Below are 16,907 nucleotides of genomic sequence, written 5' to 3'. Positions count from 1 at the left end.
ACGCGGTTGACCAGTTGTCCGAGCTCGTTGCGGGCCTGCACGAGCGGGTATGTCTCGTCCATGCTCAAACAGTACACACCTGCGGGTCCGTACGGTGCGGCTTCCATCCAGGATGCTGGAAAGGCTGCACGGAAACAGTGGAACAGACAGCTGGCGCCGGGCGCCGCCGGCTGTACCGCCAAAACGCCTGCGGCGCATGGCCGGGCCAGCACTCCCGCCCCGCCTCCCGCCGAAGTGCCGACGCCCTCCGGGCCAGGGGCGCGGCGCCCCCGCCCGGCCACCGCACCGTCGCCAAGAAGGTCGAAGGCCCCGACTGGTTCCTGAACACGACGGCGGCCGTCCCGACCGCCGAGGACGAAGACGATGGTGCGCTCCGGCTGCTCAGCGACGACGAACTCGGCAGGCACCCCGCCCCCGTAGCCGTCCTGCAGCCCTGCAGTCCTGCCTCGACTCCCCCGCCACCGGTGAGATCCTCTCCCACTTCGAGGTCTACCGGGCCGTCGTCATCTCCCGCCACCACACCCTGGACCACTCTGCGCCAGATCCCCGCCGACGAAGTCCTCTCCCGCCACGAACCCGAGATCGCACTGCAGATCCTGCTGGACCACTGCGGACGCAGCTGTCCTGTGTCACTGAGTCTTCCCTGACGCGGTTGTTCTGACCTGCGGTGAGGAATCTTGAGTGGCGAAGTGGCCGTGAGCCGCAGGCGCCGCCGTTCGGAGACGCGAAGAGTTCTCGCCAGTGGATCTTGCTGGATCGCGAGGATGCTTGGCGAGTGCTGCTGCGGCGAGTTCGATGGCGTCAGGGTAGATCGCGGCGTGTGTGTAGGTGTCGAGGTCGGTCGGGACGCCGCGGTGGTGATTGTGGGTCTGCAACGCGAGGAGACGGTATCTCCAGTGGTGCGGGAGAGCAGCCGGGGAGGCCGGCCAGGGCGGGACGGCCTCGACCGCAGTTTGGTGGGCGAGGGTGAGTTGCTGGGGTGTGAAGCGGCGGAGGAGTCGGTTCGCCCGGTGTTGGGCTGTGGTGATCTCGGGGCATATGAAGAGGTCGAGGTGGGGTTCTCCGAGATCGCTGAGCCAGACTCCATGCCGTGTGCAGACCTTGTGGTGAATCGGGAGGTGGACAGGGACGGGCTGGCGGATGTCGCGGCGGGACGTGCACCGGTGGCAGGCGGTCGTGGCCCGGACGGGGCTTGCGTCGGTGCCGAAGGCGGGCAGTGCGTAAGCCAGGCCGGCGGAAGTGGTGCTGGTGAGGTGAGCGAGTTCGTGCAGGGCTTGGGTGGCTGCGGGGGCGAGCATGTGGTGCTGGGCTCGGTCGTCGATGTTGTTGGCTTTCGTGGAGAACCAGGTGGGCAGCACGGCCAGTACCTCGGTGACGGTGAGGTGGTTGGCCTGGGCGATCCGGGCCAGGTAGGAGTTGAGGGTTTCTCCTGCGATCGGGGCGACTCGCTGTGGCAGTACCGGTGTCCGCGCGTGCCTGCGGGTGAGCGTGCGGGACATCCCGGATAGGTCCTGGGGATCTTCCTCCTGCGAGTCGGTTTTCTGGCGGTCGGCCGGGACCAGCAGGCGGTGTCGGCGCTTCAGTTCGCGGTAGAGGGTTGCTCGGCTTCCCTGGTAGCCGAGGTCGGCGACTTCTTTGAACAGAACGCTGGTCCGCAGGTGCGGATCCTCGGTGAGTCGCTGACGGCAATAGCTGGCGAGGGGTTCGGTGAGCAGACTCGGCCGTGGGGCCCGGATCCCCGGCGTTCTGCGGCCATTGATGTAGTCGCGGATGGTTTGGTGGCTGTGGCCGATATGGTCGGCGATGGCCTGCACCGGCCATCCGGCCGCGTGCAAAGTGAGGATCTTCTCAGCGCGTTCTCGGGGCAGCATGGGTGTTGATCACGTGGCGGGTGGCCGTGGGGACTGGGACGTGAAGTCGGCGTCGACGGCGTCGAGGGCCTTCTTGGTGATCTTCTCGGTGCCGTCCAGGACGGCGTTGATGGCGGCGCCGCGGATCAGCCAGAGCAGGCTTCCGATCATCCCGTGGGTGCGCTGGTGCAGGTAGCGGTCGAGTCGGGTCAGGACACCGGGCCGGTGGCGGTGGAGCCTCAGGCTGTCCTCCAGGGCTGCGATCAGCGCGGTCCACTGCTGGTCCTGGCCGAACGGGCCGGTGCGGACCATGCCGAACCGGCCGGCGATCTGTTCTCCGCGAGGGCCGGAGAGCAGTCCGGTGCGGTCCAGGCTGATTCCGGCGTAGGCGAAGGTGGCCGGGATGCGTTCGGAGAAGTACTTCAGGGTGTCGGAGGCTTCGGCGCCAGCGCGTGTGGCGATGTTGAGGTTGTGGAGTTCGTCGACCGCGACGAGCGTCACGTGGGCGTCCGTACTGACGCTGCAGACCGCGTCGGCGATGTCGGTGATGTTGCTCCTGGTGGAGATCGGCAGGTCGAAGAACCGGGCGAACTCCATCGCGATCATCTTGGGGGTGGCGGCGGGTGGGACGGTGATGTAGATGACCGGGATGTCGCTGGAGGAGTTCGGGTGACGCCTTCGGTGGATCGCCTCGACGGTCTTGCCGAGTTGGGTGAGCGCGGTGGTCTTGCCGGTTCTGGCGGGGCCGGACACCATCAGGCCGCATCGTCCGTAGTGGGCGTTCTTGTTCATCTGGATCAGGCGGCGGCCCGAGGTGATGACCTGGCGGATCGTGGGAGTCTGGACCACCAGCAACCGTGAGTGGTGGTCGATGCGGTCATCGTCGTAGCAGGCTCGTTTGTCGTCCGCGAGACCCGACCAGATCGCCTCGGGCAGCAGCTCCGGCACTGCGGGTATCTCGGTGACGAACCCGCGCCAGCCCGGCAGGGTGGTCAGTTGCAGATGCCCGTACCCATCTCCGGTATCCCCACCCTGCCCTGGCCCGTGGCTCACCACCGCTTGTCCGCTTCGGTGAACGGGTCGAAGATCGGCATCGGGATCACCTTGGCGATGTTCTCCTCGGGAGCGTCGTCGGCCTGGCCCGCTTCGCCGTCGGCGACGCGGTCAGCAGGGGGAGTCTCGGGCGCGATGGGGGTGGAGGGCGGACTGGACTTGGTGCGGACGGCGACGCGCCGGTCCCGGCGACTGAGTCCGTCTCTGCTGTCTCCATCACCACGCTCAGCGGGGCCCTGATGGGCTCGTCGCAGCAGGTCGGCGACGGCATCGGCGAGTTGCTCCTCACTCGCTTCGGGCAGGGTGCGGCGGGTGTGGTCCCAGGCCAGTTCGCCGAACGGGGCGGCGACGCGGTGCAGTTGTTTCCAGAACAGGGTGATCCAGCCGCCCTTCCAGTGGTCACGGACCCAGACGCGGGACACGTCGTAGGGGTCGTAGTGGATCTCCCACAGATCCTTGCGGTCCTTGACGCCTGACCGCTGCTGCCGCAGCGGGTTGAGGGCCTGGTCGTCGTAGGTCCGGTGTTTGATCTTCACGCCGTAGGCGTTGATCGCCCGCCAGGTCGCGGGCAGCAGTTCGATGTAGTCATCAGCCGACAGCGCGACCGGGACATAGCCGGCCGTCTCGACGAGTGCGGCGTACTTCTCGTTCGGGCTGAACATCCGCCCGGGGTGAAGGGGGTCGCGCAGTCCGTCGTGGGGCCGGCTCTGCCAGACCACGATCCACTCGTCCAGGAGTTCCTGCAGTTCCAGCAAGGACCAAAGCGGCTGCTGTTCGACGTGCCGGCCGCGGCGTTCGGCGTTGAAGCCGGTGTAACCGGCCAGGAACTGGGCGAACAGAGTTCTGACGGACCCCAGCATCCGTTCGATATGTCCCTTCTCCCAGCCCGATGCGTCGTGCACCGGTTGGAAGTTGATGCCCAGGAAGTTGCAGGAGGCCCGGAAGTTGCGGGAGATGAACACCTTCCCCTGGTCGACCACGATGGTCTCGGGGACGATGACCGGCCGGGCGGCAGCGTGCTCCATGCGCGCGTCGATGTCCAGCAGCCGCCTGAACGGCAACGCCGAGCGTGACATCGCCAGCGCCTGGGCCCAGCCGGGCCTCATCGGCTCAGGGGTGACGGTGCGGGCCAGCAACACGCTGGCGTCCACGGACTTGGTCGTCGGCCGCAGCACCGCCGCGGTCAGACTCCTGGTCGCGACATCGATCATGCCGGTCAGATCAACCCGGGCGGGGACCCCGTCGTCCAGGCGGACCAGCACGTCCAGCGGGGTGGAGTCCATCTGCATCAGCTCGCCCGGCGCCGCCACACTTCTCTCGCCGAACGGCCCGTCGGGACGATCCGCCAGCGACCGGCGGGTGCGAGCCGAGCCGGTGGTGTGCTTGCCCGCCGACAGTTTCTCCAGCAGCCGGTAGAGACTGCGCTGGGACGGCAGCTCCACCGCGCCCCGACCGTGATCCTCCTCCAGGATCTGACCGGTCCTCCAGAACAAGTAGGTCGCCGTCCGCGTGGAATCCTGGGCGGCCTCGGCGACCGCTTTCCGCATCGCCTCCACCACCAGCGGGTCGACCCGGCCGTGCGCGCTGACGGGCTTGGCGGACCGGTGGTCGGCCATTCCGACCACTCCGTGGGCCTCATAGCGGCGGCGTCGCTTGGCGATCGCACTTGACGTCACCGGCCGCCCCGCAGCGGTCAGTTCCGCTGCCTTGGCCTGCTCGCGGCGGGTCAGCGACACCACCGCCGGGTCGTACTCCGGCTTCGGCCTCGTGCCGGCAGGCGCCTGCGGCGGAACCCCGCGCAACACCTCCACGATGTGCTGTTCCCACCACAACGCCTCCGCCGCCACGGCCTCCGGCAGCCCCTCCAGTGGTGCCGTCGGCGGAACCGGTGCCCGCGACGACGCGCGTACCACCTCGAAATCGTCGGCCGCCGACAGCTCGATCAGGCCGACGTCGGTGACCATGCCATCCGTGTCGGCCAGACGCACGGTCGTGCCGGACACCGCGATCACCGTGTGCAGGACCTCGGCCACGCGTACTCGGTCACCGATCGACACCCCGACAGGCCGCCGCGGCCGACGTCCCGCATTCACCACAAGCCACCCGCTGAGCCAGCGGCCCGCACCAGTGTGGTGGGGCCCAACCGCTCATGCGCGAGATCGGCCACCAGTTCCTGCCTCCACATCAGATGAAACAGCGCGGGCAACATCGCGAGCGGGTCCCCGACGTCCTCGGCTCCCGTCAGCAACGGCGTCGGCGTCGCGAAGGTCTTCCGTAGCCGGGCTGCGATCTCAGGTCTGCCGGCGCAGCGCGGATGCCGGTAGCGAGCAAGCCACCGCAGATTCGCCATCAGCGCAGAATCAGGGACACCGACGTGCCTGAACTCCCAGCCGACTGCCGAACAGGCCCGCTCGGTGGCTGCGAACGCCTCGGCAGTCCGCTCGTCGACCTGGTCCTCGGCACGGACATCGACCACGCGAGCACGGCCGTCGGCGAGCCGCACGAAGTAGTCCGGGGCATGGCGCCGCTTCTCTTTCCCGTCGTGCCAGTGCAGCCAGAACGGCTGCGAAGCGACCCCCACAACATCCGGATCGAAGTCCAGCAGGATCAGCCGTTCCTGTTCCAGCCACGACTCGAACCCCACGTGTCGGCCGGTCGTCGCGGTCCACCACCAGCCTGGGAAATGCCCGAGTCCGCGCGACCAGCGGAACGTGCGTACCGGAGCCGCCTCCTCCCACGCCAGCCCATGGCACTGACCCAACGGGACAACCCGCTCGCAGCCTTCAGCACCGCCGAACCGGAGCGTGAATCCGCCTCCGGCGGTGTCATGCTCTAACGCACCCGCAACGCTCACTCGGCCCCCCGCCCCCTGTCGAGGAAACCGTAGTGGCAACAAGCCGCGCTTGAGCAAGATTCAGTGACAAAGAGGAAGATCGACTGTCACAGGACAGCAGCACCGACCGGTGGGCCGCGCTCGGCCGCCGCCATGTGACCTGTCTCAGGGAAGTTCGACCGGTCTCACTGAACTTTGACCACCAAGCTGTTTCGTCTCATCGGAGTTTGACCGGCGCTGGCGATGGGTCTGTGTAGCGAACGGCCCCGTCGCACATGCGGTGGTGACAGGACGTCATCGCTGATGTGCCTGGTCCGAGCTCCGAGGAGAGCATTCGGCGACGCACTGCCGAGCGGGACAGACACGGTGTCGACGGTCGAAGCACCCGTGCTGGTCTGGGAGCGTTACTGCCAGCCACGGCGACTACCTACCGTCACCACGGTAGGTGAGACAGGGCCGTTTTTACAGTCCCGCTTCCGGCTGAGCCCGGCTTTGCGGACCCAACGGGCGGGGGCCGTTGCTCCTGCCAGGGAGCCTTCACCTCGGGCAGCTACTCAGGCCGGTGCCATTGTCGGTGGGTACATCTAGGGTGCTGCCAACCCAACTCCGGGTGTCTGAGGTGCTTTGCCGTCGGCGTCGGTACGGCGGAAGAGAGTTCGAGGGCAAGATGACGGCAGCAGAAGACGGCCAACTGGTACCAGAAGACCTGATTCAGGACAGCGAAGTGGGGGGTCCTGAAGACGATCAGCTGGCGCATCTCCACTTGGCTGAGCAGCTGCAGCATCTCGCACTGTCTGTTCCCACGCCGACGAACATCGCCGTGTGGGGACCTTGGGGGTCAGGGAAGAGCGGTGTGGCCAACCTCTTGAAGGGCTGCCTCGACCGCCGGGCCGGAACACGCTTTGTGCGATTCGACGCATTCAAGTACGCAGAGAATCCTCTTCGGCGTAATTTCATCAGCGCTGTGGCAGGTGAGCTGGGTATTTATGATCCGGAGTTTCACACGCACCTGTACAGCGGCAAGGTGACCGCAGAGTTCTCCTTCACGCGAAGACATGCATGGCAGTTGCTGTGGATGTACGTCCGGATGTTCTCACTCGTATGCGGAGTGGCGCTAGGGGTCGTAGCGCTGCTGGTATGGGCGAAAGGTGGCCCATTCTGGCCAGGTTTTGCGGCTATGGCCAGTGGCGCGATGAAGGCAGGCCTCGCGCCCGCAGCACTACTGACCTCCCTGGCAGTCCTGGTGTCGCGGACTTTGACCACTGAACACAAGGTCGACGCAGCACACAGCGACGAAGAATTCGAGAGAATCTTCGACGAGCTCGTCAGCATGTCGCGAGTTCAGCGATTGGTGGTATTCGTCGATGAATTGGACCGGTGCGCTCCGCGGGATGTAGTGGCGACGCTTGACGCGTTGAGGACGTTTCTGGGGGTTCGGCGCTGCGTCTTTATCGTGGCGGCCGATCAGCAGGTGCTGGAGCGGGCACTGACAGAAGCCTTGGAGCAGGCGACACCTGTCGACTCGGTCAACCCTTACTACAGCAGCGGCAGCGGGTACCTGGACAAGGTGTTCCAATACCAGATCAGCATGCCGCCGCTGCTGGTTCCGCAGGTCACTCGCTTCGCAGCAGGCTTGGTGACCTCCCGGGGCGGGGTGTGGGGCGAGATCGACATCGATCTCGTTGTCAGCATTCTTGTACCGTCCCACGTGCGCAGCCCTCGCCGGGTCAAGGCGTTGCTCAACGCTTTTGCATTGACCTACCGCCTCGCCCAGCAGCGGCAGGCTGCGGGGTTGCTGGATACCGTTGTTGCCGAGCGGGCTGACGAGATCGCGCGCCTGGTGTGCCTGCGGGTGGAGTTTCCTCTGTTCTCACGTGACCTACTGCTGGACCACCGGATGCCGCAGCACGTCCTCGCACTGGCTGAGGACGAGGATGCAGAGCTGGGATCCTATGTTCCGGGTCATGTCCGGCAGGCGGCGCTCCGCTACGCCACCGGTAAAGCTCCCGTCGACCAAAATCTTACTGACCGGTCACGGGACACCGACGGAGCAGACGCAGTACGCGGAAAGCAGGGACAGCAGTTGCTGGACTACCTCGCTCGTACCCGCATGGTTTCCGGGCCCCAGCGTGACCTGGTCTTCATGCAGACGTCCGGAAGTGTGGTCGGGCTGGCCTCGGCACTCGCCGAAACGTTGGAACAGCATGCCCAAAACGCCGCGTTGGGGCAATTGGAGCAAGTCCTAGAAGACCTGTCAGTCGAAGATCGACAAGCTGCGCTGTCTCTGCTGATTCAGCAAGTACGCGCGGCAATGGGTATTGAGGCATGGAATGTCGTGCAGTCAGTCCTGCTGATGTGCTGTATCGAGGGCGTGAATCTCGCTGAGCGTGCTGACGCCGCGTTGGGAGTCATCACCCCGACGCTACTGCAGCATCCGCATGAGCTGCCGACGCGCGTGCTCGCGGGGGCGTGGCAGCTTGCCCTGGCCAGCAGCCGGGAAGGGGCAGACCAGTTGGCTGCTCGGGTGCTGCAGCACCCTGCGCTAGAAGAACAACCGGAGCTTGTAGCGATCGTCCTGCGCGACGTTCCGGCAGCCCTTGCTGCCGATGCCGAACGGGTGGTGGGACTGCTGTGCGAGCATCTGCTGTCAGACACGGCGGAAGAAACCGCTGCCACACTTTCCCGGCTCAAGCCAGGTGATGCCGAACATCTGATGGCGGTTCTGGCACCGGCCTTGGCCAAGGAACTACGCACGGTCATTGAGGAATCCACGGAGACTGCCGCTCTCCCCGCCCCCGAGGGGGGCAACCCAGGCGCCCAGCCACGTGCTCTGAGCGCGTTGGAATCGCTCGTCAGAGCCTGGGCACCGCGTGTGCCGAAAGCCGCCCACGCCGTGCTCGCGCTGTTGCTGGAACTGGACCACCAGAACGTCGACGACGTCATCGAAGACCTCCTTGAGCAGCTGCCCAAAGTCAGCGACTTTGCACTGTCGCAGCACGTCCTTGCCAGAGCCTCCCGCCGCCATTTCTCTGCGTGGCCTCGGTGGATGGACCTACTGCATCCCTCTGGGGAGCTGGATCACCTGGCACCTGCCATCGCGACGCTGCTGCACGAACTGTGGCGCGACGCGAGCAGCACACATCCCGAGGCAACCGAGCATATCGATCAGATCGCCACCAGCTACCTCCGGCTCGTCGGCGACCTCCCGCAAGGTGCCTATCCCGATCTCACCGAGCCTGTCATCAGCAGCCTCGGTTCGTTCGCTGGCACCGATACCGAGGCAAGCGAGCGCATGCGAGTGCTGGTCGCCGCCCGTCCCTTCTTGGACAACGGCCTGCTGGACCGCATCGCGTACCTTCGTCACGAAGCCACTGCGCTCGTCAGCACCCTCACGTCCCCCTGCGAAGAAGTCCCAGCGTCCGGCTCCCCCTTGCTGCGGTACCTCACCAGCACCGTTGGGGAATGCTTGGACGGTTTCGACCGCAGCAGTCCGCACCCCCTGCCGTCGACGCTCGTACAGGATCTACTCCACGCGATCGATGCCTGCGCATGGATCCCAGAGCCCGATCGCACCACGCTGGTCATCGCCGCACGCAGCAGCGTCCGCGAGCTGCCTGCCGGCATCAAGCTGGCCGCGCTCCCGACCTCGGACGTCATGGCAACTTTCGCCCGTACCCATCCCACACACGAAGCACCGGCCCTCGCCGGGTGGATACGGCTGAGCCGCCCCTCCGCGCCCGACATGCTCACCGTTCTCACCCCGCTCACAACCAGGGGACGCCCTCAACCCGACCGAGCGATGATGCGCGTCGCCGGTGACCGGCTGAGCCATCTGTCTCTAAGCGAGCGGATGCTCTTCTGGCAAGGGCTGATCGGCGGGAACGGCCCCAGCACCCCGTCACGGACGCTCCTCCGAGACCTGGGATGGTCGCGGCTGCCGGACTCTGCCGCAGTCGAGGTGCTGATCTCCCGATACGAAACATCGACGAACCAGGTCGAGCGCGACGCTGTACTCACGTTGTGGCAGCAGGCAGACATAAGCAGCGGCCCCTGCCGCCGCAGGCTGATCGAGAAGATCATGCTGCCATTGCTCACTACGAACCAGACAGCCGCGCAGTCGGCTCTCCAGGCCCTGCCTAAGCTGGCAGAGCCCATCCCGCAAGGGACGCGGAAGGCGTTGCGAGACGCCGTGGTCGTAGCTGCCCAGCGCTGGAGCAAGCTAGGGAATCTCGCCAACCGCACTATGAAAGAGCTCGGATATGACCTCGAGCGCCGTGGCCTGTTCGGCAACCGCCAGAAGATCAAGGAAGTCCCAGCCGACTGATCATCTTCGTCCAGACGCGAGGGGGGTGGAGGCTGTGGATCCTCGGTCTGGGCGCAGGGCGCGCTCTTGGCCTGACTCTTGCGCAGCCGGGGCCAGGTACGTCAGCAGGGCGTGATCCGTGTCCCCGGTCATGTGGCCGGTGCTGTGGCGGCGCTTCCGTCCGGGTGGTCATGGATCCAGGACAGGCCGCCGAGGTCGAGGCGGCGGCGGGCGCGTGTGACGGCGACGTAGGCGAGGCGTGCTTCGCCGTCGCTGATGGTCCCGGGAATGGGGTTTCCACTGGTGTCTTGCTGCGCGGTGTCCTTGGGCGGGGAGAAGTCGTCGCCGATCCGTACGCTGGCCCACTCCCGTCCTTTGGCCCGGTGGGCGGTGGAGATAGTGACCTCGGCGTGCGGCTCGGCGGTGAGGCGGCCGATGGCGGCGAGGAGGGCTTCGGGACCGTGCTGGTCGACGAGGTCGACGAAGGGCTTCAGGTCGCCTCCGGCGGGATCGTGTTCGGCGTAGTCCTGCAGTTCTCCCCAGGAGGGGAAGAGGAGCAGCTCGGGATGCCAGGGGCGCCGTCCTTCCTTGAGGTCCCGGGCGGCGGTGGCCAGGGCGGCCAGGCTCTCGCCTCCTCCGGCGAGCGCCACGCGGCGGCCGGCGGCGAGGTGTTTCAGGACGTCGGCGATGGCTCCGGTGTTGGTCCGGCACAGTACGGCGTCGGGGTCGTCGACGGGGGCGATCTCGGTGGGGATGGAGGTGGCGCCGCTCAGGCGGATCGGGGCGCCGGCGATGTCCAGCCAGCGGTTGGCCTCCTCGGCGAGGCGGGGACCGAATCGGAAGGAGAGGGACAGGGACAGGGGGTGGCCGTCGAAGCCGGTCATGACGTCGCGGGCGCCGCGCCAGCCGTAGATGGCCTGCGCCGAGTCGCCGACCATGACGAGCTGGGCGTGGCAGCGCTGGGCGGTGAAGACCTGTTCGAGGACGGGGTTGGTGTCCTGGGCTTCGTCGAGGAGGAGGAAGTCGGCGTCGATTCTGGGATTGGTGAGAGCCCAGATCTTCAGGTAGTGGTCGTGGCCGAAGCGGACGACACCGTCGTCGGGTTGTTGGAGGTCGGCCCACGCTTTGCGGGCGAGCGGCATTACTCTGCGGGCCAGTTGGGCGTGGAGGTCCGTGTCCTCGAGGCCGCGCAGGCGGGGAACGTGCTGGTGGCCGAGGACGGGGTCTGCGGAGTGACAGAAGCGGGTCACGGTGCCAAGCACGGCGTGTGACAGTGCTGTGTGGGGGACGTGCCGTTCGCCGATGCGGATGCCTCGGGTGATGCCGAGGGCCATGCCGGTCTTCCATCCGGCCTGGCGGGGGCCGTTCAGGCGGCGGGCGTAGCGGTGGCCGATCGCGGCGAAGGCGAGAGCGTGTGCGGTCTTGCAGGTCACGGTGGTGGGGAACCGGTTGGCTGCGTCGCGGGCGATGGCCTTGTTGAAGGCGATGTAGCGGCCGCGTCTCCTGGTCCCGGAGGCCAGGAGGACGAGGGTGCTCGTTTTGCCTGTTCCGGCTCCGGCCTGGAGCGTCAGGTGGTCGCCGGCGCGGAACAGGTCGGCGGCTGCGGCCTGTTCGTCAGTCGGATTCAGCACAGTCGTTTTTCCCGATCGTGGGTGGGGGCGTTTCGTCCGCGCCTGCGGGCGCGGACGCACGGGAGAAAGGGGATCGGCATCTCCGGCAGCCCGGCGGCGTCAGGGACAGAGAGCGACGGGTGGCTTCAGGGACCGCTGGAGTCGATGGGGCGGGGGCTTCACTGGGCTGAACGGCGGGGGTGTGGCCGGGGTTGTCTGTCTGCCCGGGGTGCCGGTTGCCTGGACCGGAGTCCGGCACGCGGGACGGGGCAGCGGCAACCGGACCTGGGAACCGGCCTCCGGGGGGGCGACAGGGTGCTGCTCTGGTGGCGTGTGCGAGGTGAGGGGGTCTCATGTCTGATTCCGGCGGTCGTTCCGGGTGACCGCAGGCAGGCGGGCGTGGATGTGCGGGTGGTGCAGGAGAGGGTCGAAGACTTCCCAGTCCGCCAGTGCGAGGTCGGCTGCGGCCGGAGTGGCGGCGTGCACGGCGCAGCGCTGGGTGCGCCAGCGCAGCTGTTCTCCGTAAGGAAGGTGGGTGAGGTCGTAGACGGCCATGTCGGCTGCGGGCAGGGCCAGTTGCCCGAGGGTCGCGGTTGCGGGCATGAGTTTCCAGGTGCCTGCGGGCGCGGTGGGGGTGAGAACGGGATGGGGGCAGCGGCCGCGTCGGCGGGTCTGGGCGACGCACGGGATGTCCTCGACCGGCCGGGCGGCGAGGTAGCGGCCGTAGAGGATCTGGAGCACGGGCCGGGCGGGCCTGCAGTCCGTGCCCGTGCCAGTGGGGGCTGTGCCGGGTGCGGGCGGGATGAGAGCTCCGGTGTCGAGGAGCTTTCGGGTGCGGACGGCGAGGCTTCGCCGTAGTTCGGCCAGGCGGGGTGTGAGCGGGGCGGGGGCCTCGCGGGCCGGGCAGAGGGCGGCGTGCGGGATACGGCACCACGGGCTGCCGTCGGCGGCTCGGTGGGCGATTCCGGAGTCGACGTGCCAGCGACAGGAGGCCGGGACGGCCGCTGCGGGCACGTCCTGGGGGTGGAGGCCGACGGGCAGGCGGCTGGGGAGGGCATACCAGTCGATGCGGTTTCCGCACTCACGGCAGTAGCCGGTCTGGGCTGTACGCAGGAGTCGGCTGGGGCTGTTCGCGGCGACTCGCAGAGCCCGCCCGCGGCGGACGGCGAGCGGGCTGCCGTCCCAGCGGCGGCCGGGGGCGGGGGTATGGGAGCACATGGCCGCGAAGATGGCAGGCGGTGCGCAGCGCGTATCGCCGCCCGGCCCTGGATGTCATGCGGATGGTGCAATCGGCTCGGACGGATGAGCGGTCCGTCGCACGCGTGTGCCGAGGTGATGACCGGAGCGGGTGATTCAGGCCTGGGCAGAGGAAGGTCGGTCAGCGGTCTGGGCAGGGGGCGTGTGCCCCTCGCAGAGTGTCAGGAAGAGGTGGTCGACACTGACGTCCAGGGCGTGCGCGAGGGCGTGCCAGGACTTCAGGGAGCCGATGGTACGGCCCTGCTCGATTTCGATGAGGGTGCGTCTGGCCAGGCCGCTTCGGCGGGCCAGTTCGTCATAGCTCCAGCCGCGCACGCTCCTCAGCCGGGCCAGCTCCAGGCGCAGCGCGGTGAGGTTCGGGTCGGGCGGGAAGATCGTCACCCCACCATCCGACGGTGCAGACCCATGCCCTGTCAGTGCAGACCTCTGCCCTATTTCCGCAGGTGGCCGCGGGCGACGGCAGGGCAGGGGTCTGCACTATGGTGCGCGCCGCGGACCGTCCCCGCGGGCCCTCGCCCGCAGCGCTGCCGAGGCGGCCTCGGCCACGGGAACCGACGAGCACGGAGGAGCACGACGCTGATGAGGTCCGGCACAGTCCCGCAACCGCCGCGGCGCGCCTGGGCGGTTTTCGTCAGTTTCGGGTCCGAGGGCCCGGTCCTGCGCTGCCTGGACTGCGGGCCGCTCCCCCGGGCTGCGGGGGCGGGGCCGCGCGCTGCTCCCGTTCATCTGGGGGACCACGCCCGCAGGGCGGCGCTCCCCCGGCATCTGCGTATCTGCCAGTGCCGGGATGACGGGTGTCGGCTGCACCACCGGCACCGCGGCTGCGACGGTGCGCTGGTACTGCTTCTGGCTTTCGATCCCCGGGGCCGCTGCTGGCGTCTGGCGGACACCTGCGGTGCCTGCGCGGCCGCCACCCCGCACTCCGCCGCGGTCCCGGAGACGGAGAACCGGCAGCTCCCGGACTGCGGAGCCGACGACCGCACCGCCCTGGGGCCGGAAAACGGGGACGGAACTCCCGGCCCGTGGCTGTGGTGGCCCGATGAGCAGCACGCTGTCTTCTGAGCCGCGCACCGGCAGGCAGGCTGCGGAGTGGTCCCGGTGACCGGCGGGCGGCGCGTGAAAGCACCGGGTCCGTCCGCCCTTCGGCTGCGCGGAACGGGACCGGGATTCCAGACCGGGCCGGGACTTCAGCCGGTTCGCCGGACAAGGCACCGGAAGGCAGGCCCGCCGGAGAACGAGATACGCCGCTGCCGCACCGGCCCGCCCCGGGCTTCTCTTCTCTGCAGCCGCTCGGCCGGGCCGCCGGGTACCGGGGATCCACTCCCCGGAGGGCGGCCCGGGGGCGGAGCCGCCTCAGCGGGTACCGGCGATGAGGTGTTCGAGCTGATGGGCGAGTGCGGAGCTGGGCTGGGGAACGGGTATCCCTCGGCCGCCGAACGACGTCGGTTTCGGTGAGGTCGGTGCAACGGCGGCACGGGGTCGGTACACCCGGGTTGCGGTGCCGCAATGGATTCAAGACTGTCCGGATCGCGCTGTTCGCGGCCCGGGGGCGGCATGCATCGTGCTACTGATCTGGCAGTCCGTTGCCGATGGTGCGCCGCGGCAATACGACGTGGTGCCAGGGAGGCGTCATGCCAAGGGAGTTGCAGGTCCTTTACTTCGATGCCGACGAGGTGCGCCGGACCCTGCCAGCCAAGCACCTGGTAGGGGTGCCTATGGCGGAGCGGGGTGAGGTGTGGAAGCCGTCGCGGCACCCTTCCCAGCGCAGCATCGTCACTTGGTGGTGGGCGGCGACCAACAGGCGGCTGGTGGGCTGCCGTTCGCTGGAGCGGCTGTCGACGGCGATGCTGCTGGACTTCCATCCCGGGGTGGTCGATTTCAGCGCCTGGTCCGCGCAACTGGTCTGGCGGGAGCGGGGCCGCGAGCGGCGGCTGGTGCCGGACTTCTTCGTGCGCACCTCTTCGGGTGCGACGGCGGTGGTGGTCTCCCGGCCCGCGAGGGGGCCGGGCGAGCGGTTCGATCGGGAGATGTCCGTGTGGCGGGAGGCGTGCCGGCAAACGCACTGGCAGCTCGCGTCGCCGCGGCTGCCGGACAGGACGGCGCTGGTGAATCTGCGATGGGTGTCGCGGCGACGGCATCCGCGCTTCGGCGACGCGGAGGTGGAGTCCGCGCTGGCTGCTGCGTTCGCCGAGCCTCGGCCGCTGGCGGAGGGCGTCCAGGGATGCGGGGTCCCGCGCCTGGTGGCCCTGCCCCGCCTGTACCACATGCTGTGGAAGCGGAGCCTCGGCGTGGACTGGGCTGTGCCCCTGGGGCCCGGATCGATGGTGGGGCCCGTGAGAGGGGGCGAGCCGACGGCGATGGGCCGCCCGTTCGTGGCGGAGCAGCCGTGAGCGGGCCGGGGCCGGTCCCCGTTGCGGAGCGTGCATCGCTGAAGGTGCGTAGCGCGCCGCGCGGGGCGCTGGCGCGCGGGGACGAGGTGCGGTGGCGGGGCGGCCGGTATCTGGTGGCCGGCCTGGACGGGATGATGGTGCTGCTGGAGCCGGTGGGCAACGGCGGGGTACCTGCCGCGGTGCTGCTGTCGGTACTGGCGGCGGCGGACGACTTCGCGGTCCTCGACGCGGCCGGGCATCCCTTGATCCAGTCGGAGATGCCCGACTTTACGGAGCTGGAGGGCATCCCGGCCGGTGCGGCGGAGGCGGCACGGCAGTGGCAGCGTGCGGTGATCGAGGTCGACACCGGGCTGCCTCTTGGGGCGCCGCCGGGAGCGCGGCCGCGGCCGGCGTTCGACCCTGCGTCGACGACGTTTATCCAGCGGTACCAGGCCAAGGCTGCCGAGATGAGCGCGGTGCTGGGCAGGCGAGTGTCCTGGCAGACGGTCCAGGCCAAGCGGCTGGCCTACTGCAGGCGGCGCAGTGTGGTCGATCTTGTGGATGGGCGCAGCACCAAGCGGCGGCGGCTGTACGGGGCGACCGACGCGCGCGTGGTGGAGCAGCTTCTGGTGCTGGTGGACCGCCAGCGCCGGCGGGTGGACGCGCCGTCGGACGCGCGGAAGCTGTTCAAGTCGCTGCGGCGGGTGCTGCGTGCCGCGTACGGGGAGGGCGTGAAGGTTCCGCAGGAGCCGACGCTGTACAAGCTGCTGGGGCGGCTGGACATCAACCCCAGGGACTGGGACTCTCCACCCGGTGCTCGTGCGGCGGCGGCGCGGGTGGGGCTGCCGTTCTCGGTGACGAGGGCGACGATGCCGGGCGAGCTGGTCCAGATCGACTCGACCGACCTGGATGTGTGGGTGCTGGGTGACGACGGCCAGCCCGCCCGGGTCGAGCTGACCCTCGCGGTCTGTGTCGCGACCCGCAGCATCATCGCTGCGGTGCTGCGGCCCAAGCAGCCGGGCAGGCGGGGACGGCGGCGCAAGGCCAGCTGGGGCGGTCTGGTGTCGGCGCCGCGCGCGAAAGGGCGGGCGACGAAGGCGGTGGACGCCTGCGAGCTGCTGGCGCAGGCGTTGGTTCCGGCGCCTATGCGACCCGGGTACGACGCGGCCGTCCACGCGAGCATGTCCGACCTGCCGTATGAGGAGCTGGTCGCCGTCGACCCACGGTTCGCGCAGGCGGCGGCCCGGCCGGTGATCATCCCGGACGTGATCGTCATCGACCACGGCACGGTGTTCGCCGGGCGGACGTTCACCGACGCCTGCGAGTACCTGGGTTTCTCGGTGCGGCCGGCCCGCAAGCGCACTGGTCAGGACAAGGGGGTCGTGGAGCGCACCTTCGGGACAGTCAAGTCGAAGTTCAGCCAGCACGTGAACACTTACACCGGTCGGGACCCGGTGCGGGTGCGGCGGACCGTGGACGGGGAGCGGTTGTGGACACTGGCCGAGCTCGACGAGCTGTTGCAGCAGTGGATCGCCCTTGAGAAGCTGTTGTCTTTCCGCACTTGATCGCCGTGTTGTCGCTGGTCAGGCATGGTGCCGGGGTTTCCGTGGCAGACAGAGCACGTCGTGTCAG

At 68.5% G+C, this 16,907-nt stretch carries 11 protein-coding genes; 4 read left to right on the top strand and 7 right to left on the bottom strand.

Annotated elements, in window-relative coordinates:
* Positions 1-137 precede the first annotated feature (137 nt).
* Entirely contained in the window at positions 138-647 is a 510-nt protein-coding gene (locus ACWEFL_RS35335) for a hypothetical protein (protein ID WP_451721056.1), read from the top strand.
* On the opposite strand, the gene ACWEFL_RS35330 is transcribed toward ACWEFL_RS35335, so the two are convergent.
* From ACWEFL_RS35330 to ACWEFL_RS35315, 4 genes are all read right to left on the bottom strand, one after another.
* Positions 630-1,871, bottom strand: a complete 1,242-nt coding sequence (locus ACWEFL_RS35330; RefSeq protein WP_451721054.1) for a TniQ family protein — start codon at positions 1,869-1,871, stop codon at positions 630-632. The two genes, ACWEFL_RS35335 and ACWEFL_RS35330, sit on opposite strands and share 18 nt — an antisense overlap.
* Positions 1,872-1,880: 9 nt before the next feature.
* Positions 1,881-2,903: a TniB family NTP-binding protein gene (locus ACWEFL_RS35325; RefSeq protein WP_451721052.1), complete on the bottom strand. Its 1,023-nt coding sequence runs from the start codon at positions 2,901-2,903 to the stop codon at positions 1,881-1,883.
* Complete coding sequence (locus ACWEFL_RS35320) at positions 2,900-4,450, bottom strand: Mu transposase C-terminal domain-containing protein (RefSeq protein ID WP_451721062.1); 1,551 nt, start codon at positions 4,448-4,450, stop codon at positions 2,900-2,902. The genes ACWEFL_RS35325 and ACWEFL_RS35320 overlap by 4 nt, the downstream gene beginning before the upstream one ends.
* Before the next feature lie 542 nt (positions 4,451-4,992).
* Complete coding sequence (locus ACWEFL_RS35315; protein ID WP_451721060.1) at positions 4,993-5,664, bottom strand: TnsA-like heteromeric transposase endonuclease subunit; 672 nt, start codon at positions 5,662-5,664, stop codon at positions 4,993-4,995.
* 739 nt (positions 5,665-6,403) lie between these two features.
* On the opposite strand from ACWEFL_RS35315, the gene ACWEFL_RS35310 reads away from it, so the two are divergent.
* Positions 6,404-10,060, top strand: a complete 3,657-nt coding sequence (locus ACWEFL_RS35310) for a KAP family P-loop NTPase fold protein (protein WP_451721050.1) — start codon at positions 6,404-6,406, stop codon at positions 10,058-10,060.
* Positions 10,061-10,188: 128 nt separating this feature from the next.
* On the opposite strand, the gene ACWEFL_RS35305 is transcribed toward ACWEFL_RS35310, so the two are convergent.
* From ACWEFL_RS35305 to ACWEFL_RS35295, 3 genes are all read right to left on the bottom strand, one after another.
* Positions 10,189-11,667 carry a UvrD-helicase domain-containing protein gene (locus ACWEFL_RS35305; protein WP_451721058.1) on the bottom strand — a complete coding sequence of 493 codons (1,479 nt, stop codon included), beginning with the start codon at positions 11,665-11,667 and terminating at the stop codon, positions 10,189-10,191.
* A 333-nt stretch (positions 11,668-12,000) separates the two neighbouring features.
* The gene (locus ACWEFL_RS35300) at positions 12,001-12,867 is read right to left on the bottom strand and encodes a DUF6083 domain-containing protein (RefSeq protein ID WP_451721048.1); all 867 of its coding nucleotides are present in this window, start codon (positions 12,865-12,867) and stop codon (positions 12,001-12,003) included.
* A 135-nt stretch (positions 12,868-13,002) separates the two neighbouring features.
* Positions 13,003-13,287 (bottom strand): helix-turn-helix transcriptional regulator, encoded by a 285-nt coding sequence (locus ACWEFL_RS35295; protein WP_451721046.1) that lies wholly within the window; start codon positions 13,285-13,287, stop codon positions 13,003-13,005.
* A gap of 1,250 nt (positions 13,288-14,537) precedes the next feature.
* Between ACWEFL_RS35295 and ACWEFL_RS35290 the strand changes: the two genes are divergently transcribed.
* Together ACWEFL_RS35290 and ACWEFL_RS35285 are read left to right on the top strand one after the other, a co-directional pair.
* The gene (locus tag ACWEFL_RS35290) at positions 14,538-15,296 is read left to right on the top strand and encodes a TnsA-like heteromeric transposase endonuclease subunit (RefSeq protein WP_451721044.1); all 759 of its coding nucleotides are present in this window, start codon (positions 14,538-14,540) and stop codon (positions 15,294-15,296) included.
* Positions 15,293-16,840, top strand: coding sequence for a hypothetical protein (locus ACWEFL_RS35285; protein ID WP_451721042.1), 1,548 nt, complete (start codon positions 15,293-15,295; stop codon positions 16,838-16,840). Before ACWEFL_RS35290 ends, ACWEFL_RS35285 begins: the two co-directional genes overlap by 4 nt.
* The last annotated feature ends 67 nt before the right edge of the window (positions 16,841-16,907 follow it).

This window comes from Streptomyces sp. NPDC004838 (genome assembly GCF_053600955.1).
This window is presented reverse-complemented; position numbering and strand designations above follow the sequence as displayed.